Below are 21,756 nucleotides of genomic sequence, written 5' to 3'. Positions count from 1 at the left end.
AACGCGAAACGATCGTAAACCTGACCACTGTGATGCGCCTGACACACTGGAGTGAATGGTTTTACGACTGCGATGCAGCCGGACGCAGTCTCGCGCTGCTCGCCAACTGCTACAGGTTTTACATTCTCAATCGGGCGCCAAGATAGCGCTTGCGCAGTGTCATCGGCCTCACTAACGTAGCGCCTTTCGACGACACTACCCCCCCGCAGGAGCTTCGCCATGGCCTCGCCAGCCCTTTTTCGTTTTTTACCCCGGTTCGGCGTTGCCGCGGCAATGGGCACCTTGCTGGGTCTGGCCGGTTGTCAGAGCCAAAATAATGCCGGCGAGACTCTGGTTCCCACCTCCGGCACACAGCCGCTCAAAGGGCTGGCACAAAACGTGTCGGTTCGGCGCAACAGCCAAGGCATGCCGCTGATAGAAAGCAGCAACTTTCATGACGCCTTGTTCACCCTGGGTTACGTACACGCCAGCGACCGTATCAGCCAGATGGTGCGCCTGCGCCTGATGGCTCAAGGCCGATTGGCGGAACTCAATGGCAGCGACGCACTGCCTGCCGACCGCCTGATGCGCAGTATCAATCTGAAAGCCAATGCCGATGAACTGTATAGAAGCGCGTCCCCGCGCCTCAAAAAGTTCTTCGAGGTTTATGCGCGCGGAGTCAACGCCTACCTGTTCCGCTATCGCGACAAGCTCCCGGCCGATCTGGCTCAGGCCGGCTATAAAGCCGAGTACTGGAAGCCCGAAGACAGTGCGCTGATTTTCAGTTTGTTGAGCTTCGGCATGTCGACCAACCTGCAAGAAGAGTTGAACTCGCTCGCACTCGCGCAAACAGTCGGCACTGACAAACTCGCCTGGCTAACCCCCACCTACCCAAGTGAAGCCTTGCCTGCAGCCGAAACCGACAAACTCAAAGGGCTCGACCTTGGCCGCCAGTTGCAAGGTTTGAGCGGTGTGACCCAAGCCCTTGAGCAGGTCACCCAACTGAGCCTGCCCGGCGTTACAGCGTCCAGTGACTGGGCCATCGGCCCACCACGCAGCCGTAGCGGCAAAAGCTTGCTGGCCAATGACATTCACCAGCCCATCGGCGTACCGTCAGCCTGGAGTTACGTGCAAATCCGCGCGCCTAAATACCAGGCAGCAGGCGCCACGATCGCCGGCCTGCCCACCTTGTTTGCCGGGTTCAACGGCAAGGTTGCCTGGGGCATGAGCATGGCCATGGGCGATAACCAGGATGTGTTTCTGGAAAAACTCAAACTCCAGGGCAACACGCTTTATTACCTGGCCAACGGCAAATGGCTACCGGCGACCGCCCGCACTGAAACCTTTTTTATCAAAGGCCAGCGCCCGGTCCGTGAAACGATTTATGTCACCCGCCACGGGCCATTACTCAACAGTGCACTGGGTACACCGACAGCGCTGAATAGCGGCCTGGGTCTTGCCCTACAAACGCCGGACGTCAAAGGCGACAAAACCCTGGATGCCTTCTTCGACCTGTCCCGCGCCCAAAACAGCGAAAAAGCGTCTGACGCCAGCCGAGAAATCCGCGCTGTCGCGCTCAATCTTCTGTATGCCGATGCCAGCCATATTGGCTGGCAAGTCACCGGGCTATATCCAAACCGCCAGGAAGGCATCGGGCTGCTGCCGTCGCCGGGTTGGGACAGCCGCTATGACTGGAATGGTTACGCCGACGCGATGCTTCACCCCTACGATCAGGACCCGACTCAGGGCTGGCTGGGTACGGCCAATCAACGCACGGCGGCGTTTGGTTACGGCATGCAGTTGTCCAATTCGTGGCTGTCGCCGGAGCGCAGCGAACGTCTTGCGCAATTGGCTGGCAGTGGCAAGCAGGACGCTCGCAGCATGATTGCGATGCAATATGACCAGACCACCCTGTTTGCAGCCAAACTCAAAGCCATGTTCAGTGCCCCCGGCATGGCCCAGCCGTTGAAGCAGGCCATTGCTGCTTTGCCTGCGGCAGATCAAAGCAGAGCCCGCGAAGCCCTGACCCGGTTAATGGCCTTTGACGGCAAACTCAGCGCGACATCAGCCGATGCAGCGCTGTACGAGCTGTTCTTGCAAACCAGTACCCAACAGATTTTTCAGGATGAACTGGGCCCTGACAACAGCCCGGGCTGGAATGCCTTTATCGCCAATGGCGGCCAATCGTATTCCGCTCAGGCCGATCACTTGTTGGGCCGCGAAGACAGCCCGTTCTGGGATGACATCAGCACCCCGCAAAAAGAGGACAAGCCGGCCATCCTGGCCCGCAGTCTTGCCGCCGCAATCAACACGGGCGAAAGCCTGATGGGCAGCGATCACAAGGCGTGGCAGTGGGGCAAACTGCATCATTACCTGTGGCGCAACAACAATGGTCAGACGGTTCGCGGCCCGATAGCGGCAGGCGGCGACCACACCACGCTCAACATGGCGGCTTACAACGTGGGCGCAAACACCTTCGAAACGACCCTCATTCCGGCGATGCGCATGATCGTCGACTTTGGTCAGATTGAACCGATGATGGCTCAAAACAGCACCGGCCAATCCAGCAACCCGGCCAGCCCGCACTACCTTGATGGCATTGATCCGTGGCTGAAGGGCCACTACCTCAGTTTCCCGATGCATCCGCAAAATTTCGACAGGGTGTACGGCAAAACCCGCCTGACATTGGTGCCGGGTAAATGAATCAACCCGGATAAACCGTAGCCGTTGACGAGTAATGCGAGGCTACGATCGGCGGCGCAGCCGTCGTAAACCCTTATATCGGGTACATCGTCGAACGCAGCCTCGCATTACTCGACAGCGGCTACAGGCGTTGCACCTCGGGATCGAACTTCCCGCCCTCTCCTGCGCTCTCAATTAACAAGCCCTCTGCCCCGGCATGCTTATGGACCTTGTTATCGCTCGCCCCGAAGGGTTGTATTGCCCGCCCGGTGATTTCTACATCGACCCATGGCGTGCCGTGGAGCGTTCTGTCATCACTCACGGCCACGGCGACCATGCCCGTACCGGCAATTCACACTATCTGGCCGCAGAACCCGGCGCTGGAATCCTGCGCGCGCGACTGGGGCAGGACATTAACTTGCAAACCCTGGCGTACGGCGAAACGCTCAAACACCACGGGGTCACCCTCAGTTTTCATCCCGCCGGGCATGTATTGGGTTCAGCCCAGGTTCGACTGGAATATGAGGGCGAGGTGTGGGTCGCGTCAGGGGATTACAAAGTCGAGCCCGATGGCACCTGCGCGCCGTTTGAACCCGTGCGCTGTCACACTTTCATCACGGAATCGACCTTTGGCCTGCCGATTTACCGCTGGCAGCCTCAAGCCGAGATATTTGCCGAAATTAATCAATGGTGGCGGGCCAATCAGCAACAGGGCAAAGCCAGCGTGCTGTTCTGTTATGCGTTCGGCAAAGCGCAACGCATCTTGCACGGGATTGACTCAACCCTCGGCCCCATCGTCGCCCACGGCTCAGTCGAACCGCTGAACCGCGTCTATCGCGACGCCGGCATTTTCATCCCGCCAACGCTGTATGCCGGCGACATCAAAAAAACCGACCCGCTGTTGCGCCAAGCGCTGATTCTGGCACCGCCGTCCGCGGGGGGCAGCACCTGGATGCGCCGTTTTGGCGACTACAGCGACGCCTTTGCCAGCGGCTGGATGCGCCTGCGAGGGCCTCGTCGGCGCCGGGGTGTAGACCGTGGTTTTGTGCTCTCCGACCATGCTGACTGGCCTGGACTGTTGTGGGCGATTGAGCAGACCGGCGCCGAGCGGGTGATGGTGACCCATGGTTCAGTGGCCACGTTGGTGCGCTATCTGGCTGACAAAGGCCTCAACGCTCAGGGTTTTAGCACTGAGTACGGGGACGACGAAGAGGCGATGCCAGAACCGGAGCCTGCCCCATGAAAGCCTTTGCGCAGTTATATGGTCAGCTTGATGCCACCACGTCCAGCAATGCCAAGCTGGCTGCGTTGCAAGGCTACTTCAGCCAGGCTCAACCCAGTGACGCGGCGTGGGCGGTGTACTTCCTGGCCGGTGGTCGCCCACGGCAATTGGTGCCCAGCCGGGTTCTACGTGAAATCGGCATGCAATTGGCGAACTTGCCCGAATGGCTATTTGAAGAGAGCTATCAAGCGGTCGGAGACTTGGCTGAAACCCTGTCCCTGTTGCTTCCCGAAAACCGCCACAGTAGCGATGCCGGATTAGCCGAGTGGGTTGAACAGCAACTGTTGCCCTTACGCGGCCAGCCGCCAGCAGACTTGGCGCAGCGATTACCTGAATTATGGGAGCAACTGGATCAGCAAAGCCTGATGGTGTGCATCAAGCTGATCACCGGCAACTTTCGAGTGGGCGTATCCAAACTACTGGTCACCCGCGCCCTTGCCGCTTTAGCCAGCGTCGACAGTAAACGCGTGGCTCAGCGTTTGGTGGGCTATACCGAACTCTCCCGCACACCCGTCGCGGCCGATTACCTCAAGTTGATCGCCACTGAGTCCGCTGACGAACACGCCCTGCGCGGAGGCCAGCCTTATCCTTTTTTTCTGGCTCACCCGCTGCAACTGCCCACAGAACAGTTCGATGCGCAGTTGGGGCCATGCGGCGACTGGCAGGTGGAATGGAAGTGGGACGGTATCCGCGCCCAAATCGTCAAGCGGGACGGTCAAGTGTGGATATGGTCAAGAGGCGAAGAGTTGATCAGCGAGCGCTTTCCGGAATTGCAGCGCATGGCCATCGACTTGCCCGACGGCACGGTTTTGGATGGTGAAATCGTCGTCTGGAAAGACGCTCCCGATGCTCAGACGCCTGCCGTCCAGCCTTTCGCACTGTTGCAACAGCGGATCGGCCGAAAAACCCTCAGCAAAAAAATACTCACCGATATTCCCGTGGTGCTGCTGGCTTATGACCTGCTGGAGTGGCAAGGCGATGACTGGCGTCAACACCCCCAACATCAACGCAGGGCGCAGCTGGAATGCGTGATCAACAGCAGCAACGACTCGTGCTTGCGCCTGTCCCCCGTCCTGCAGGGCAAAGACTGGGAGGATCTTGCACAACAGCGCCTCGCGTCACGCAGCCTCGGGGTTGAGGGCATGATGTTGAAGTCGCGCAATGCCCACTATGGCGTTGGACGCACTAAAGAGGTGGGCGTGTGGTGGAAGTGGAAAGTCGACCCGTTCAGCGTTGATGCGGTATTGATTTACGCTCAGCGCGGCCATGGCCGGCGCGCCAGCCTCTACAGCGATTACACCTTTGCCGTATGGGACGGTCCCGCCGAAAAAGCCGACCGCCAGCTAGTCCCGTTCGCCAAAGCGTATTCCGGACTGACCGATGAAGAAATGCGCAAGGTCGATGCGATTGTGCGCAAAACCACGGTTGAAAAATTCGGCCCGGTCAGCAGCGTCACGCCCAGTTTGGTGTTTGAGCTGGGCTTTGAAGGGATCGCCCTGTCAAAACGCCATAAAAGCGGCATTGCCGTGCGCTTTCCGCGCATGCTGCGCTGGCGGCATGACAAGGGTATCGAGGACGCCGACAGCCTGGAAACACTTGGCGCCTTATTGAATTGAAGCGCTGCCCTGTTTTGGAGCGCCTCTGTGTTCATGCTCGATTAATGAACACTCACGTCTTGGTTGACCCTTTTAATCCCTTTTACCGACTGGCCTTTGGACTGTGGATCGGAAATTGCTACTGCGCCTCTGTCGTGGCTTTGCAGTAACAGTACTCACGCGCCACAAGCGCTCATTGGTTTTAGGGAATGAATAATGAAAAAAGTCTTTCTGGCCCTTTCTGCACTCACCTTATGCATGGCTGCGGGCACCGCGTTTGCCAAAGAGTACAAAGAGCTGCGCTTTGGTGTAGACCCTTCCTACGCCCCTTTTGAGTCCAAGGCCGCCGATGGCAGCCTGGTAGGGTTTGACATCGATTTGGGCAATGCCATCTGCGCCGAGCTGAAAGTGAAGTGCAAATGGGTCGAATCCGATTTCGACGGCATGATCCCGGGGCTTAAAGCCAAAAAATTCGATGGCGTTATCTCGTCCATGACCGTTACCCCGGCCCGAGAAAAGGTCATCGACTTCTCTGACGAGCTGTTCTCTGGCCCTACATCGCTCGTGTTCAAAAAAGGCTCGGGCCTGGACGCAACCCCAGAATCGCTCAAAGGCAAAACCGTTGGCTATGAGCAAGGCACCATTCAGGAAGCCTACGCCAAAGCGGTTCTGGACAAAGCCGGGGTTAAAACACAGGCCTATGCCAACCAGGACCAAGTGTACGCAGACCTGATTTCAGGACGCCTGGACGCCTCCATTCAAGACATGTTGCAAGCCGAGCTGGGCTTTTTGAAATCGCCGCAAGGCGCCGGTTATGAAGTCAGCAAACCGGTAGACAGTGAATTGCTGCCCTCGAAGACAGCCATCGGTATCAATAAAGGTAACAAAGAGCTACAAGCCCTGTTGAACAAAGGTATCAAAGCGTTACATAAAGACGGTACTTACAACGAAATCCAGAAAAAACACTTCGGTGATTTGAACCTGTACAGCGGCAAGTGAAACCCCGGCGCCCACCGTCCCGTGGGCGCTTTTCTGCACGCCATAGGTTTGATTGTCATGGTCGAAACACTCCTGCATAACCTTGGGCTTTCCGCTTTCAGCTTGCAGGGCTTTGGCCCGCTGTTGCTGGAAGGCACGTGGATGACCCTCAAATTATCGGTACTGTCGCTGGCAGTGAGCGTTCTGCTCGGCTTGCTGGGTGCCAGCGCCAAACTCTCCCCCCTAAAAGTGCTGCGCGTCCCCGCTCAGCTCTACACCACACTGATTCGGGGGGTCCCCGACCTGGTGCTGATGTTGCTGATTTTCTACAGCCTGCAAACCTGGTTAACGAGCCTTACGGACGCTATGGAATGGGAGTACATCGAAATCAACCCGTTCAGTGCCGGGGTTATCACCTTGGGGTTTATCTACGGGGCGTACTTCACCGAAACCTTTCGCGGGGCAATCCTGTCTGTTCCCCGTGGTCAGGTCGAGGCCGCCACTGCTTATGGGCTCAAGCGCGGGCAACGGTTCCGGTACGTGGTGTTCCCGCAAATGATGCGCTTTGCCCTGCCGGGCATCGGCAATAACTGGATGGTGATGCTCAAGGCCACCGCACTGGTGTCAATCATTGGCCTGGCTGATCTGGTCAAGGCGGCACAGGATGCGGGCAAAAGCACCTATCAACTGTTTTACTTTTTGGTGATTGCCGCGCTGATCTATCTCGCCATTACCAGTGCCTCCAACTACGTCATCCGTCGGCTGGAACGCCACTATGGCGCAGGCGTTCGGGAGGCGGTGCGATGATTGAACTCCTGCAAGAGTACTGGCGCCCGTTTCTCTACAGCGACGGCTATCACCTGACCGGCCTGGCAATGACGTTATGGCTCTTGAGTGCCGCCTTGGTGATCGGCTTTGTGGTGTCGATTCCGCTGTCGATTGCGCGGGTCTCCACCAATCCCTGGGTACGCTGGCCGGTGCAGTTCTACACCTACCTGTTTCGCGGCACGCCGCTGTATATCCAGCTGCTGATTTGCTACACCGGGATTTACAGCATTGCAGCCGTTCGCGCCCAACCCCAGCTGGATGCGTTCTTTCGCGATGCCATGAATTGCACGATTCTGGCCTTTGCCCTGAACACCTGTGCCTACACCACCGAAATTTTTGCCGGGGCCATTCGCAGCATGGCTCACGGGGAAGTCGAAGCGGCCAAAGCCTACGGCCTGAGCGGCTGGAAACTTTATGCGTATGTGATCATGCCTTCAGCCTTGAGGCGCTCGTTGCCGTTTTACAGCAATGAAGTGATCCTGATGCTGCACTCGACCACAGTGGCGTTCACTGCAACCATCCCCGATGTTTTGAAAGTGGCACGGGACGCAAACTCAGCGACGTTTCTGACCTTTCAATCATTCGGCATCGCAGCCGTCATTTACCTGTGTATTACCTTTATGTTGGTCGGTTTGTTTCGTTTGGCAGAACGCCGCTGGTTGGCCTTCCTTGGGCCTGCTCACTAGGATTTTCACATGCAGCGACATCAGTCCCATCCCTTGCTGGCACCTGTTCCCGGCACAGAACGGCATATCCACAGCTTCCACTACGGCCCTGCCGCCCCACAGGGCAAGGTCTACATACAAGCCTCGCTGCATGCCGATGAGCTACCCGGCATGTTGGTGGCCTGGCACCTCAAGCAGCGCCTGGCCGAACTGGAAAGCGCCGGCCTGTTACGCAGTGAAATAGTGCTGGTGCCTATTGCCAACCCGGTGGGCCTTGAACAAGTGTTGATGGACATCCCGCTGGGACGTTTCGAGCTCGAAAGCGGGCAAAACTTCAATCGGCACTTCCTCGACCTCAGCACGCAAATCGGTGACGAGCTTGAAGGCCTGTTAAACCAAGACCCGGCGCATAATCTGCACCTGATTCGCCATCACCTGCGTCAGGCCTTGTCGGCGCAGACTCCGACCACGCAACTGCAGTCACAACGCCTCACCCTGCAAACGCTGGCTTGCGATGCCGATGTGGTCGTGGATTTGCACTGCGACTTTGAGGCCGTGGCCCACCTCTACACCACGCCGCAAGCCTGGCCGCAGGTTGAGCCGTTGGCGCGCTATCTGGGCGCTCAAGCCAGCCTGCTGGCAACGGACTCGGGCGGCCAGTCATTTGACGAATGCCTGCCCTTGCTGTGGTGGCAATTGCAACAACGCTTTGAGCATTGCTATGCCATCCCGCAGGGCTGTTTGGCCGTCACCGTTGAGCTGCGAGGCCAGGGCGATGTCAGCCACGCCTACGCTGAGCAAGATTGCCAGGCCCTGATCGATTACTTGATCGACTTTGGCGCGATTTCAGGTGCTGCCAAACCCTTGCCGCCGCTGCTATACCCCGCCACCCCATTGGCCGGGGTCGAGCCTGTTGCAACACCAGTGGGAGGGTTACTGGTTTTTAGCGCAAAACCCGGCGACTGGATTGAGAGTGGCCAGTTGATTGCCGACATTATTGACCCTGTCAGTGACCGCCTGACGCCGGTGCATGCCACCCACGCCGGTCTGCTCTACGCCCGTTCGGTAAGACGAATGGCCACGGCGGGCATGGTGATTGCCCACGTGGCCGGCCGTGACGCTTATCGAAGCGGCTACCTTCTTTCTGCTTGAGGTGTGCATGTACAAACTGACCGTTGAAGGCCTGCACAAGCGCTATGGCGACAATGAAGTGCTTAAGGGGGTATCGCTCAAGGCCAAAACCGGGGATGTCATTTGTCTGATCGGCGCCAGCGGCTCAGGCAAGAGCACCTTCTTACGCTGCATCAACTTTCTTGAAACCCCCAACGATGGCGCCATGACGCTGGATGGACAGTTGATTCGCATGGTAAACGACAAAAACGGCATGCGGGTTGCCAGCGACGATGAGCTACAGCGTTTGCGCACCCACCTGGCCATGGTCTTTCAACACTTCAACCTGTGGAGCCATATGACCGTGCTGGAAAACATCACCCTGGCACCGCGCCGGGTGCTGGGCGTGAGCAAAAAGGAGGCCGAAGAACGTGCTCGACGCTATCTCGACAAGGTGGGCCTGGCGTCCCGCGTTGCGGACCAATACCCGGCATTCCTGTCAGGCGGCCAGCAGCAACGCGTGGCGATCGCACGGGCATTGGCGATGGAACCTGAAGTCATGCTGTTCGATGAGCCAACCTCGGCACTGGACCCTGAGCTGGTGGGCGAAGTGTTACGGGTGATTCAAGGGCTGGCCGAAGAAGGCCGCACCATGATCATGGTGACCCACGAAATGAACTTTGCGCGCAAAGTGGCCAGCCAGGTGATGTTCTTGCACCAAGGTCTGGTCGAAGAACAAGGCCCCCCTGATGAGGTTCTCGACCACCCCAAAAGCGAGCGCTTGCGCCAGTTCCTCAGTGGCAATCTGAAATAGCCCGGGATGGTTTTGTGCGGCACTAATGCCAGTCGCGTGCGGTCTCTGAAACAAGCCCACTCGGAGTGTCGCACTCGCCATGGCACGTTCATCCCGCTACGCAACCCAGTGGTTCAGCAGCCGCCAGTGGAAGCCTTTCAGCTTTCAACGCGAGGTGTGGGCCGCCATTAATCAGGGTCAATCCGGCTTGCTGCATGCGTCGACAGGCGCAGGTAAGACCTATGCCGTGTGGTTTGGCGCACTCAATCGCTTTGCAACATCGACGCCGCCCCCTCCAAATGCACCCGCTCGCGCGCGAAAACCTGCGTTCGCGCCCCTCACCGTGGTATGGATCACACCCATGAGGGCGCTGGCGGCAGACACGGCCCGCGCCCTTGAGGCGCCGCTGGCCGAGCTGAACATCCCCTGGAACGTGGGTTTACGCACCGGCGATACCAGCAGCAGCGAACGCGCCCGCCAAGGCCGACGCCTGCCCAGCGCCTTGGTGACCACGCCCGAGAGCCTGACACTCTTGCTCACTCGAGCCGATGCCCAGACACAAATGAGTCATTTGCGCATGGTGGTCGTGGACGAATGGCACGAATTGATCGGCAACAAGCGCGGCGTGCAATTACAACTGGCCCTCGCTCGACTGCGGCGCTGGAACCCCGCATTGATCGTATGGGGGGTTTCTGCCACGTTGGGCAATCAGGCACACGCACAGCAGGTGCTGCTTCCTCAAGGCGGCGGAGTGAGCGTGGAGGGCAAGGTCATCAAGGACTTGCACATTGACACCTTGCTGCCGCCCACGCTTGAACGCTTTCCATGGGCCGGTCATATCGGCCTGCGCATGTTGCCTGCGGTGGTGGCCGAGGTTGAGAGCAGTTCCAGTTGCTTGATCTTCACCAACACCCGAGCGCAGTCAGAGCTGTGGTATCAAGCCTTGCTGGAGGCTCGCCCCGACTGGGCCGGGCTGATCGCCTTACATCATGGTTCATTGGCCCGCGAGGTACGCGATTGGGTGGAACGAAGCCTCAAGGACGGACGGCTAAAAGCGGTGGTGTGCACCTCCAGCCTTGATCTGGGCGTGGATTTTTTGCCCGTTGAACGCGTTTTACAGATCGGTTCAGTCAAGGGGATTGCCCGCCTCATGCAACGCGCCGGCCGATCTGGACATGCACCTGGGCGTGCCTCGCGAGTGACGCTGGTGCCCACCCATAGCCTGGAACTGGTCGAAGCGGCGGCCGCCAAAGCAGCCGTGGCCGCACGCATGATCGAACCGCGCGAATCCCCGCACAATCCGCTGGACGTGCTGGTCCAGCATTTAGTGAGTATGGCGCTGGCCGGTGGCTTCAGGCCTGACGAATTACTCAGTGAAGTCCGCAGTACGTGGGCCTATCAGGACTTGAGTAACGAGCAGTGGCGCTGGGCCTTGGCGTTTGTCCGCCACGGCGGCCACTCCTTGACGGCCTACCCCGACTATCAGCGGGTAGAGCCGGATGCCGCAGGGCGCTGGCAAGTGCCCAATGCCCGGCTGGCACGGCGCCATCGCATGAGCATCGGCACTATCGTCAGCGATGCCAGCATTCAGCTTAAATACTGGAGTAAAGGCGGCGGGGGTAAAGCGTTGGGCAGCGTGGAGGAGGGATTTATCGCCCGCCTCAAACCCGGCGACGGATTTTTGTTTGGTGGGCGTTTGCTGGAGCTGGTGCGGGTTGAAAATATGACCGCCTATGTCAAACGCACGACAGGCAAAAAAGCCGCCGTCCCACGCTGGAACGGAGGCCGCATGCCGCTGTCCAGCGAACTGGCAGAGGCTGTTGTGGCACAACTGGACGCGGCTCGTCATGGGCGCTTCGAGGGCCCCGAAATGCAAGCGGTAAAGCCTTTGTTAGACGTGCAACAGCAATGGTCAGCGCTGCCCGGTAGCCAAACCCTCTTGGCCGAAGCCCTTAAGTCTCGTGAAGGGTGGCACGTGTTTATTTACCCGTTCGCCGGGCGTCAAGTGCACTTGGGGCTGGCCAGCCTGCTGGCATGGCGCATCAGCCAACAACGACCATTGAGCTTTTCAATCGCGGTCAACGACTACGGGTTCGAGCTGCTGTGTGCGACTGAGGTGGATTGGTCAGCGCTATTGCGACCCGATTTATTCAGCGAAGAACATCTGCTGGCCGATGTGATGGCCAGTCTCAATGCCGGAGAGTTGGCATTGCGACGCTTTCGCGAAATTGCACGTATTTCCGGTCTGGTGTTTGGCGGCTACCCTGGCGCGCAAAAAAGCACGCGGCAAGTGCAAGCTTCAAGCGGATTATTCTACGAGGTGTTCAAAAACTACGACCCTGACAACCTGCTACTCACCCAGGCTGAAGAGGAAGTCTTGCGTCAGGAGCTCGATATTACGCGCCTTGAACTCACGCTCAGCGACATTCGTTCGCGAAGGCTGGATCTGCAACTGATAAAACGCGCCACGCCTTTTGCCTTCCCCCTGCTGGTGGAACGCTTGCGTGAAAGTTTGAGCAGCGAAAAACTCGCCGACCGCGTTGCCCGAATGGTCAAGGACCTGGAAGCGGCGGTGACAAAAGGGTCGAAAAAACGATGACACGCTCACTGACCGTACATCTCGAGGGCGAAGACATCTGCTTGCTGGCAGAAAAAGCCCTGTATTGGCCGCGTCACAGGGCACTCCTGATCGCCGACGCACACTTCGGCAAAGCAGCCGCTTATCGACGTCTCGGGCAACCGGTCCCCGTCGGTACCACTCAAACGAACTTAAACGTACTGGATCAGCTGCTGGCCGAACACGACTGCCAGCAAATCATTTTCTTGGGGGATTTCTTACACGCCAAAGAGTCACACGCGCCTCGCACACTGGCGTTGCTTGAGCAATGGCGAGAACGACATGCGGAACTGAAGTTGACGCTGATTCGTGGCAATCACGATCTGCGTGCGGGCGATCCACCGGCGCAACTGCGCATAGAGGTCGTCGCTGAACCTTTACTGATAACGCCGTTTGCCTTGCAACATGAACCCGTGCCCCACTCGACACATCACGTGCTGGCCGGGCACGTACACCCGACGTTTCGACTGCATGGCAAAGGCCGGCAAAGCGTACGCGCGCCCTGCTTCAGCCTGGGCGATCGCATTAGCTTATTGCCTGCCTTTGGTGCTTTCACCGGCGGGATGAATATCGACGCCGACGCCAGCACCCGCCGTATTTATCTGATTGCAGACAGGGCCGTCTGGCCACTCACCCTATACGCGTGATCACGCCACGGGGGCGGGTGGTGGCTCGTCGGGAATGGTCGGTACGCCAGGCTCAGTGGGCTGTGGGGTATCCGGATCAGGCTGACCGGGAATACCACCGGCTTGCAGGTGAGGCTGGGCGAGAAGCGACCACGCCAAGAGGCCGACCTGATTGGGCTCAAGGCTTGCCAATTGGGCTTGGATACTCGGATCAATCTTCATAGGGCACTCCTGAGCGATGATCCGGCCCGCGGGGTGCGCAACCGGAAATACACTCAATAGAGTGCAAAATCGCTCAAGAATTCCCTAGGGTCATCAGGTACGCGGCAAGGTAACGCCGCGCTGGCCCTGATACTTGCCGCCACGATCCTTGTAAGACACTTCGCATTCTTCGTCGGATTCGAAGAACAGCATCTGCGCGACACCTTCGTTGGCGTAGATCTTGGCCGGCAGTGTTGTGGTGTTGGAAAATTCCAGCGTCACATGACCTTCCCACTCGGGCTCAAGCGGCGTGACGTTAACGATGATGCCGCAACGTGCATAGGTGCTTTTACCCAGACAGATCGTCAGCACGTTACGCGGGATACGGAAGTACTCAACGGTGCGCGCCAGCGCAAAGGAGTTGGGCGGAATGATGCAAACATCGCTCGTGACATCTACAAAGCTGCCTGCATCGAAGTTCTTCGGATCAACGGTCGCCGAATTGATATTGGTGAACACCTTGAATTCATTCGCGCAACGAACGTCGTAGCCGTAGCTCGATACGCCGTAGGAGATAAGACGGTTCTCACCCTCTTCACGCACCTGCCGCTCGACGAAAGGTTCGATCATGCCGTGCTCTTGCGCCATGCGGCGAATCCACTTGTCTGGTTTGATGCTCATGGCGGGTGTCCTGAATAGCGAGGTAGAAAAATTCTGATCGGCATCTTACCGCCCCATAAGGCCCGGTTCAAAAGTCTGCGGCAAAAATATTGTAAATAGCTGCAGAAGCCGTGAATACAGGGTGTAAGGGCAACCGCCAGTCACGTTTTTAGAGAAACCTTCGCAAAGACCCTTTGCACGTTTGGAAAAAAGCGTTAAGGTGGCGCCACTGTGTTGCTTGTGTCACTGAGAATCTCTACACGATATGTTGAATTTCGATCCAACCATCTCCAAGAATTTTTCCTGCTCTTTGCACTCAGTCTCGGCCAGGGCTTTTCCTGCGTCGCAGTTATCTTTGTTCAAGGAGTTACACCATGTCTAATCGCCAAACTGGTACCGTTAAGTGGTTCAACGATGAAAAAGGCTTCGGCTTCATCACTCCACAATCCGGTGACGACCTGTTTGTTCACTTCAAAGCAATCCAATCCGACGGCTTCAAAAGCCTGAAAGAAGGCCAACAGGTTTCTTTCATCGCTACTCGCGGTCAGAAAGGCATGCAAGCTGAGGAAGTTCAAGTTATCTAACTTGTACTGATCCAGTAAAAAACCCCGCCCTCAAAAGCGGGGTTTTTTTATGCGTGAAATTCACTCGCCCCCCCGTCAGCCTTAACTCAACAATTACGCCAAGTCAGCAATCAACATCTTGTAGTCGCCGACAATGAACGAAGGCTGCGATCAGCGGTACAGCCGTCGCAAACACCTTCAATCCACTGCATCATGCACATCTCGGCGTGTCGGGGTGATCAGTTCGTTGCAGCAACGCACCCAACCCACCCGCCACAAAAAAGATCAGTCGTCGCTCGTCGTGATGACCGGCATTGCCTGCGCATCGGCTTCCTGCAAGACAATCCGCGCGCCCACATGGCGAGCCAGCTCTTGATAGATCAAAGCAATCGGGCTATCCGGATCAGAAACAGCCGTAGGCTTGCCATGATCGGCCTGCTCACGAATCTCCATGGCTAACGGCAGCGACGCGAGTACTTCAACACCGTACTGAGTCGCCAGCTTCTCGCCACCACCCTCACCAAACAAATGCTCTGCATGACCGCAATTAGAGCAAATATGCACCGCCATATTTTCCACCACGCCCAATACCGGAATGTTCACCTTGCGGAACATCTCGACACCCTTGCGCGCATCCAGTAATGCCAGATCCTGCGGCGTGGTCACAATGACTGAACCCGTCACCGGGACTTTTTGCGCCAGCGTCAGCTGAATATCACCCGTACCGGGCGGCATATCGATAACCAGATAATCCAGATCATTCCAGGCCGTCTGCGTCACTAATTGCAACAGCGCGCCAGACACCATCGGGCCACGCCACACCATCGGCGTGTTGTCGTCGGTCAGAAATGCCATGGACATCACTTGGACGCCATGAGCTTCAATGGGCACAAACCACTTTTGATCACGAATCTGGGGGCGCGTGCCTTCTGCGATGCCAAACATCACACCCTGACTCGGACCGTAAATGTCCGCGTCCAGTATCCCAACGCGTGCCCCTTCACGCGCCAATGCCAACGCCAGATTGGCAGCTGTGGTCGATTTGCCTACTCCACCTTTGCCGGAAGCGACAGCCACAATGTTCTTCACATTGGCCAGACCGGGAATCTGTGCTTGCGCCTTGTGCGCAGCAATCACACAGCTGACCTCAACGTTGGCAGAAGAAACACCGTCCAGATTGCTGATTGCCATTTGCAGCATTTGCGCCCAACCGTTCTTGAACAGGCCGGCGGCATAGCCCAGCTCTAGTTGAACACTGACGTGCTCACCTTGAACCTCAATGTTGCGCACGCAGCCCGCACTGACAGGGTCCTGATTCAAATAAGGGTCGGTGTATTGGCGAAGGACGGCTTCCACCGCCGCGCGATTCACTGCGCTCATAAGCAACTCCCGGAAGACTGAGTAAAAACAGGCCGCCATCGTACCTGTAAAAAAGCACCCTAAACACAATCTAAAACACCGTAATCGTCCAGATAGTCGCCCACGGGGTGAAATAAATTGCCCGGCGCTTTATAGTGGCCGACCACCGTCTCATCAAGTAGCCGAGCCCCATGTCCGAGCCACGCAAGATCCTCGTCACCAGCGCCCTGCCCTATGCCAATGGTTCAATCCATCTTGGCCATATGCTTGAGTACATCCAGACCGATATGTGGGTGCGCTTCCAGAAGCATCGCGGTAATCAATGCACTTATGTCTGCGCAGACGACGCCCACGGCTCGGCAATCATGTTGCGTGCCGAGAAAGAAGGCATCACGCCCGAGCAACTGATCGCCAACGTGCAGGCTGAACATAGCGCCGACTTTGCAGAGTTCCTCGTCGACTTCGACAATTTCCATTCGACCCACGCCGAAGAAAACCGTGAGCTGTCGAGTGCGATTTACATCAAATTGCGAGAGGCTGGCCATATTGCCACCCGCTCGATCACCCAGTATTTCGACCCGGAAAAGAAAATGTTCCTGGCCGATCGCTTCATCAAGGGCACCTGCCCGAAATGCAGCGCGGAAGATCAGTACGGCGACAACTGTGAAAAATGCGGCGCCACCTACGCCCCGACTGACCTGAAGAATCCCAAGTCAGCGATTTCGGGCGCCACGCCAGTCCTTAAAGACTCCGAACACTTCTTCTTCAAGCTGCCTGACTTTGACGCCATGCTGAAAAGCTGGACGCGCAGCGGCGCTTTGCAAGATGCAGTGGCCAACAAGATTGCTGAATGGCTGGATGCTGGCTTGCAGCAGTGGGATATTTCCCGTGATGCGCCGTACTTCGGCTTCGAGATCCCGGACGCGCCAGGCAAGTATTTCTATGTCTGGCTAGACGCTCCAATCGGCTACATGGCCAGCTTCAAAAACCTCTGCGCCCGCCGTCCTGACCTGGACTTCGATGCCTATTGGGCCAAGGACTCCACCGCTGAGCTGTACCATTTCATCGGCAAGGACATCGTTAATTTCCACGCCCTGTTCTGGCCCGCCATGCTTGAAGGCGCAGGCTATCGCAAGCCAACCGCAATCAATGTGCACGGCTACCTGACCGTCAACGGCCAGAAGATGTCCAAATCACGCGGCACCTTCATCAAGGCTCGTACGTATCTGGACCATCTATCGCCGGAATACCTGCGTTATTACTATGCCTCCAAACTGGGTCGCGGCGTCGATGACCTTGACCTGAACCTGGAAGACTTCGTACAGAAGGTCAACTCTGATCTGGTCGGCAAGGTCGTCAACATTGCCAGTCGTTGTGCAGGCTTTATTCAGAAAGGGAACGCAGGCGTCCTGATTGAAGGCAATGCAGCGCCTGAACTGACCGACGCGTTTCTAGAGGCAGCGCCAAGCATTGCCGAAGCTTATGAAGCTCGCGATTTTGCACGCGCCATGCGGGAAATCATGGGTCTGGCTGATCGAGCTAATGCCTGGATTGCCGAGAAAGCGCCTTGGGCAATGGCCAAGGTCGACGGCAAACAGGACGAAGTACAAGCCGTATGTGCTTTGGGCATTAACCTGTTCCGTCAGCTGATCATCTTCCTCAAGCCGGTATTGCCGATGCTTGCCGCGGATGCCGAAGCGTTCCTGAATGTCGAGCCACTGAAGTGGGATGACCATCGCGCCTTGCTGGCCAACCATCAGTTGAATGCATTCAAACCATTGATGACCCGCATTGACCCGGTAAAAGTACAAGCCATGACCGACGCCTCCAAAGAAGACCTGGCAGCCAGCCAGACGGATACTGGCGCTCAAGCACCGCAAGGCAACGGCGAGCTGGTTAAAGAGCCGTTGGCTGCCGAAATCGACTTCGATGCCTTTGCCGCAGTCGACCTGCGTGTCGCCCTGATTGTTAAAGCCGAGGCGGTAGAGGGCGCTGACAAATTGCTGCGACTGACACTGGATATCGGCGACGAGCAACGCAACGTATTCTCTGGTATCAAAAGCGCTTACCCGAATCCGGCCGAACTGGAAGGTCGTCTTACCATGATGATTGCCAACCTGAAGCCGCGTAAAATGCGCTTCGGCATGTCAGAAGGCATGGTGATGGCTGCAGGCCCGGGCGGTGAAGAAATTTACCTGCTAAGTCCGGACAGTGGCGCCAAGCCGGGTCAACGCATCAAATAAAGCTCCCAAATCCGCTAACAGCTTGCTGGCTGTTAGCGGACATTCACCCGTTATCTGCTTATGATCTTCCCGCCTGCTCAGTTCTGCTCGCTCGACTGTACCGACCATGACAGACCTGACATTGATACTTGATCACCCCACCCTAATTAATCACTGCGCACCATGAGTGCCGCCGAGGTGCGACCCACTGTCGCTGGACTGATCACGCCATGAGTCTGATTCAACGAATTGATGCCTTGTTACCGCAAACCCAATGCGGAAAATGCGGACATCCGGGCTGCAAACCTTATGCAAAGGGTATTGCTCAAGGCGAAGCCATCAACAAATGCCCGCCAGGAGGCACTGAAACAATCGCTGCCTTGGCGAATTTTTTGAACATTCCCGTGATCGCCCTGGACACTGAACGCGGTAACGCACCCGCACAAGTGGCTTACATTCGCGAAGCGGAATGCATCGGCTGCACAAAGTGCATACAAGCCTGCCCGGTCGATGCAATTCTCGGTGCCGCCAAGCTAATGCACACCGTCATTGTCGACGAATGCACCGGATGCGATCTCTGTGTCGCCCCCTGCCCTGTGGATTGCATAGAAATGAGACCACTGCCTGCCAATGTCACGCCTATTGTCAGCGGGTTAGCTTACGAATCAGAAGCCCTGACAGCGCGTATGCAAAAGCGCAACCACGCGCGCATTCGTCATGAGCACCGTGAAGAGCGCCTTCGTCGCGAAGAACTGCACCGACAGGCAGAACGGCTGGCACGCCTCCAGCGCTCGCCTACGCCGGCTCAAAGCACTGAAACCCTTAAAGACGAGACAAGTTCCCCTGCGAACCTGAATGATGCGGCATTGAAAAAGGCCAAGGTCTCACTCGCAATGGCACGCGCACAATTGAACAAATCATTGAAGGCATTCGGCCACCCCCCAACGGCCTCTCAGCAAGCCCAGCTTGTTTTGCTTCAGCAACAATTTGAATTGGCAGAACATTCACTGGCCCAATTGGAAGCTGAAACCGAAATCTCGACACCCATTCCTGCGGCTAATACTGCAGAGCTCAAACGCGCAAAAATACAACTCGCCATGCGTCGTGCCGAGCTCAAAAAGGCAATCGCCCAAGCGCTTTCTAGCACACAACTTGGACTAATGGAGGAAGCCGTAAGACAGGCAGAATCCACTCTGACCGCCTTGGATCCAGACAAAACCCACTAATCGTTGCAACCTATCAAGCTTCACTCGTTTATCGGACCGCCTCTCCAGGAAACGCTTTATCCATGAATGCCGCCAAGCGCCTTGAAATATTCCGCCGGTTTCACGAAGACAATCCCGAGCCCAAAACGGAACTGGTCTATTCATCACCGTTCGAGCTATTGATCGCCGTAATCTTGTCTGCTCAAGCCACCGACGTGAGCGTGAACAAGGCAATGGCAAAATTGTTTCCAGTCGCGAATACACCAGAAGCCATCTACGCTCTGGGTGTTGAAGGACTGTCCGAGTACATCAAGACAATTGGCCTGTACAACAGCAAGGCCAAGAACGTGATTGAAACTTGCCGGCTTTTGATTGAAAGGCATGGTGGTGAGGTGCCGCAAACCCGAGAGGAACTGGAAGCCCTGCCAGGCGTAGGTCGTAAAACGGCAAATGTCGTGCTCAATACGGCTTTCAGGCAATTAACCATGGCAGTTGACACTCACATCTTCAGAGTGTGCAACCGAACCGGAATCGCGCCGGGTAAAAACGTAGTAGAGGTCGAACAGAAATTAATGAAATTTGTTCCCAAGCCCTACCTGATGGACGCGCATCACTGGCTGATCTTGCATGGCCGGTACGTCTGCCAGGCACGAAAACCGCGATGTGGCAGCTGCCGCATTGAGGATCTGTGTGATTACAAGTCAAAAACCTCTGACGATTGAGTGATAGCCATTTTATGAGTTGATCGATTGAGAAAATCTTTTTTACCCTTGAAGCGATTATCGCTATAAGAGGCGCCATTACACGTCTTGGCCTGGAGTGAACTGAATGAGCACTGGCAAAGAAGAACTGGAAGTAGAAGAAGATTTTCCTGTCGTAGACCAGGATCAGGCTGTGGATGCTCCTGTGGAAGTCGCTAAAACCAATCTGGCTAAGCGCCGCACTATTGATGCGCTTTTAGCTGAAAAGCGTCTGCAGAAAGAGCTGGAAGACTACCCTTACGATCTATGAGCCCAAGAAAAATCAAAAGCCTCCTGAAGCGGAGGCTTTTTGTGTTCAGCCAGCCAGAAGAATCAGAGCTTCGAGCTTTTCGTCATACCAACCCATTACGCTGTGCAAGCTCAATGAGGTCGACCAGCGACCGAGCATTGAGTTTCAATAAAAGGCGTGTCTTGTAGGTGCTGACGGTTTTGTTACTGAGAAACATACCGTCTGCTATTTCTTTATTACTTTTACCCCTGGCCAACTGTTGCAGAACCATCATCTCTCGCCCGGAGAGGCGATTGACCATATCAGCTTCACTGGCATTTCCTAAACTTGAGCGAACTGAATGCAAGGCTTGATTTGGAAAGTAACTATATCCCGACAGCACGGCTTTAATTGCACTCAACAGCTCTGTTAAGTCCTGCTGTTTGCAAACATAACCCGCGGCACCCGCTTGCATGCAACGCATGGAAAAATGACCCGGCGCCTGAGACGTCAACACCAACACCTTGATAGGCACAACCGGCGTTGACAGACGCGCAATGACTTCAAGCCCGTCAAGTTTCGGAATTCCAATATCCAAAATTACAATATCAGGCGCATGCTCGCGCGCGAGTTGTAATGCATCTACTCCATTATCCGTCTCTGCAACAACTTCGTAGCCATGTCGTTCCATAAGCATACGTACAGCAAGACGAATGACAGGATGATCATCCACGATCAGCACTTTATTCATGGGTAATTCCAATTTTTTCGCTGTTCGAATTTTAGAGCCAGCACAATAGCCTAGTCACAACACCCTGGGCATAGCACTCCCCCCCAAGCACCAACAGCCAAAGACATTTCCTACGGACAATCAAGATTTGCCCTACAAAAAAATCACTCATAAATATTAAGCTCTTGCTACATCCTCTCGCAAAATGCTCAGCGTGCGAGCGCACAATATGCAGGTCCATCTTCATATTTAAAAAGAAAATTCTAATGATGAGCGGCCTCCGCCTTATACCACCATCAGGAAATGCATTGACTTAAATCCACCTACTTTTATCGTTTTACAAATCGGCCTGAATCATTAAAAACCAAATACGATATTCAAACAATAGCTCATCAATGTGTCCGTTCAACCTCAACCTTCACTTTTTCCTGATTAACACGTGGACACATAACACTTTGAAAACAGCATAAAACAATTTAAAAACGCACATGAAACCCAGATAAACACAACCAGAACGATACTTCAGCCAGCTCAAAAATATGCTCAGACAATGAGTTCCAAGGCTTCTAGCCCGCCCGGAAAATCATGGACGACGTCGGTAAAAAAACGCTCCACACGTTAGGTACTAATGCTTGATATGCAGCACCTTTAACACTGAAATGTCAAAAAACTAACCTTATTTTTCTGTAAGA

Annotated in this window: 19 protein-coding genes; 15 read left to right on the top strand and 4 right to left on the bottom strand. The window is 56.0% G+C overall.

The genetic code is table 11. The features are described 5' to 3' along the window. Nucleotides 1–219: 219 nt before the first annotated feature. The 10 genes from ACI7MX_RS09365 (at nt 220) to pdeM (ending at nt 13,176) form a co-directional block, all read left to right on the top strand. Nucleotides 220–2,682: a penicillin acylase family protein gene (locus tag ACI7MX_RS09365; RefSeq protein ID WP_405587305.1), complete on the top strand. Its 2,463-nt coding sequence runs from the start codon at nt 220–222 to the stop codon at nt 2,680–2,682. A 202-nt stretch (nt 2,683–2,884) separates the two neighbouring features. After that, nucleotides 2,885–3,904 (top strand): ligase-associated DNA damage response exonuclease, encoded by a 1,020-nt coding sequence (locus ACI7MX_RS09360; RefSeq protein ID WP_405587308.1) that lies wholly within the window; start codon nt 2,885–2,887, stop codon nt 3,902–3,904. Continuing rightward, the gene (locus tag ACI7MX_RS09355; protein WP_405587311.1) at nt 3,901–5,559 is read left to right on the top strand and encodes an ATP-dependent DNA ligase; all 1,659 of its coding nucleotides are present in this window, start codon (nt 3,901–3,903) and stop codon (nt 5,557–5,559) included. Before ACI7MX_RS09360 ends, ACI7MX_RS09355 begins: the two co-directional genes overlap by 4 nt. Nucleotides 5,560–5,754: 195 nt before the next feature. Beyond that, entirely contained in the window at nt 5,755–6,537 is a 783-nt protein-coding gene (locus ACI7MX_RS09350) for an ABC transporter substrate-binding protein (RefSeq protein WP_405587314.1), read from the top strand. Between the two features lie 57 nt (nt 6,538–6,594). Then, on the top strand, nt 6,595–7,323 hold the full coding sequence (locus ACI7MX_RS09345; protein ID WP_405587317.1) for an ABC transporter permease: 729 nt from the start codon (nt 6,595–6,597) through the stop codon (nt 7,321–7,323). Continuing rightward, complete coding sequence (locus ACI7MX_RS09340) at nt 7,320–8,030, top strand: ABC transporter permease (protein ID WP_405587320.1); 711 nt, start codon at nt 7,320–7,322, stop codon at nt 8,028–8,030. The genes ACI7MX_RS09345 and ACI7MX_RS09340 overlap by 4 nt, the downstream gene beginning before the upstream one ends. A gap of 9 nt (nt 8,031–8,039) precedes the next feature. Then, on the top strand, nt 8,040–9,161 hold the full coding sequence (locus ACI7MX_RS09335) for a succinylglutamate desuccinylase/aspartoacylase family protein (protein ID WP_405587323.1): 1,122 nt from the start codon (nt 8,040–8,042) through the stop codon (nt 9,159–9,161). Nucleotides 9,162–9,168: 7 nt separating this feature from the next. After that, a complete protein-coding gene (locus ACI7MX_RS09330) occupies nt 9,169–9,933 on the top strand; it encodes an ABC transporter ATP-binding protein (protein WP_405587449.1) in 765 nt (254 codons plus the stop codon). Between the two features lie 79 nt (nt 9,934–10,012). Continuing rightward, nucleotides 10,013–12,511: a ligase-associated DNA damage response DEXH box helicase gene (locus tag ACI7MX_RS09325; protein WP_405587326.1), complete on the top strand. Its 2,499-nt coding sequence runs from the start codon at nt 10,013–10,015 to the stop codon at nt 12,509–12,511. Next, entirely contained in the window at nt 12,508–13,176 is a 669-nt protein-coding gene (gene pdeM, locus ACI7MX_RS09320; protein ID WP_314487821.1) for a ligase-associated DNA damage response endonuclease PdeM, read from the top strand. Before ACI7MX_RS09325 ends, pdeM begins: the two co-directional genes overlap by 4 nt. Here the strand turns inward: pdeM and ACI7MX_RS09315 are convergent, their stop codons facing one another. Further along, nucleotides 13,177–13,377 carry a hypothetical protein gene (locus ACI7MX_RS09315; RefSeq protein ID WP_122784766.1) on the bottom strand — a complete coding sequence of 67 codons (201 nt, stop codon included), beginning with the start codon at nt 13,375–13,377 and terminating at the stop codon, nt 13,177–13,179. A gap of 93 nt (nt 13,378–13,470) precedes the next feature. Next, complete coding sequence (dcd, locus tag ACI7MX_RS09310; protein ID WP_016779707.1) at nt 13,471–14,037, bottom strand: dCTP deaminase; 567 nt, start codon at nt 14,035–14,037, stop codon at nt 13,471–13,473. A 353-nt stretch (nt 14,038–14,390) separates the two neighbouring features. On the opposite strand from dcd, the gene ACI7MX_RS09305 reads away from it, so the two are divergent. Then, entirely contained in the window at nt 14,391–14,600 is a 210-nt protein-coding gene (locus ACI7MX_RS09305; protein ID WP_002554837.1) for a cold-shock protein, read from the top strand. Nucleotides 14,601–14,864: 264 nt separating this feature from the next. On the opposite strand, the gene apbC is transcribed toward ACI7MX_RS09305, so the two are convergent. Further along, nucleotides 14,865–15,959 carry an iron-sulfur cluster carrier protein ApbC gene (gene apbC, locus ACI7MX_RS09300; protein ID WP_405587331.1) on the bottom strand — a complete coding sequence of 365 codons (1,095 nt, stop codon included), beginning with the start codon at nt 15,957–15,959 and terminating at the stop codon, nt 14,865–14,867. A 170-nt stretch (nt 15,960–16,129) separates the two neighbouring features. Here apbC and metG point away from each other — a divergent pair, with 170 nt between their 5' ends. The 4 genes from metG to ACI7MX_RS09280 all read left to right on the top strand — a co-directional run bounded on the left by metG (nt 16,130) and on the right by ACI7MX_RS09280 (nt 20,376). Then, a complete protein-coding gene (metG, locus tag ACI7MX_RS09295) occupies nt 16,130–18,181 on the top strand; it encodes a methionine--tRNA ligase (RefSeq protein ID WP_405587334.1) in 2,052 nt (683 codons plus the stop codon). Between the two features lie 209 nt (nt 18,182–18,390). Continuing rightward, the gene (gene rsxB, locus ACI7MX_RS09290; RefSeq protein ID WP_405587337.1) at nt 18,391–19,386 is read left to right on the top strand and encodes an electron transport complex subunit RsxB; all 996 of its coding nucleotides are present in this window, start codon (nt 18,391–18,393) and stop codon (nt 19,384–19,386) included. A 62-nt stretch (nt 19,387–19,448) separates the two neighbouring features. After that, nucleotides 19,449–20,087, top strand: a complete 639-nt coding sequence (gene nth, locus ACI7MX_RS09285; RefSeq protein WP_314492126.1) for an endonuclease III — start codon at nt 19,449–19,451, stop codon at nt 20,085–20,087. 106 nt (nt 20,088–20,193) lie between these two features. After that, nucleotides 20,194–20,376 carry a PA3496 family putative envelope integrity protein gene (locus ACI7MX_RS09280; protein WP_314492123.1) on the top strand — a complete coding sequence of 61 codons (183 nt, stop codon included), beginning with the start codon at nt 20,194–20,196 and terminating at the stop codon, nt 20,374–20,376. Between the two features lie 82 nt (nt 20,377–20,458). Here the strand turns inward: ACI7MX_RS09280 and ACI7MX_RS09275 are convergent, their stop codons facing one another. Further along, nucleotides 20,459–21,085: a response regulator transcription factor gene (locus ACI7MX_RS09275; RefSeq protein ID WP_122784772.1), complete on the bottom strand. Its 627-nt coding sequence runs from the start codon at nt 21,083–21,085 to the stop codon at nt 20,459–20,461. Nucleotides 21,086–21,756: the final 671 nt, after the last annotated feature.

The sequence above is a fragment of the Pseudomonas sp. 2024-210 genome, assembly GCF_045062345.1.
In the GTDB taxonomy this organism is placed as follows: domain Bacteria; phylum Pseudomonadota; class Gammaproteobacteria; order Pseudomonadales; family Pseudomonadaceae; genus Aquipseudomonas.
The sequence above is the reverse complement of the archived record's forward strand: the minus strand, read 5'-3'. Positions and strand labels throughout refer to the sequence as shown.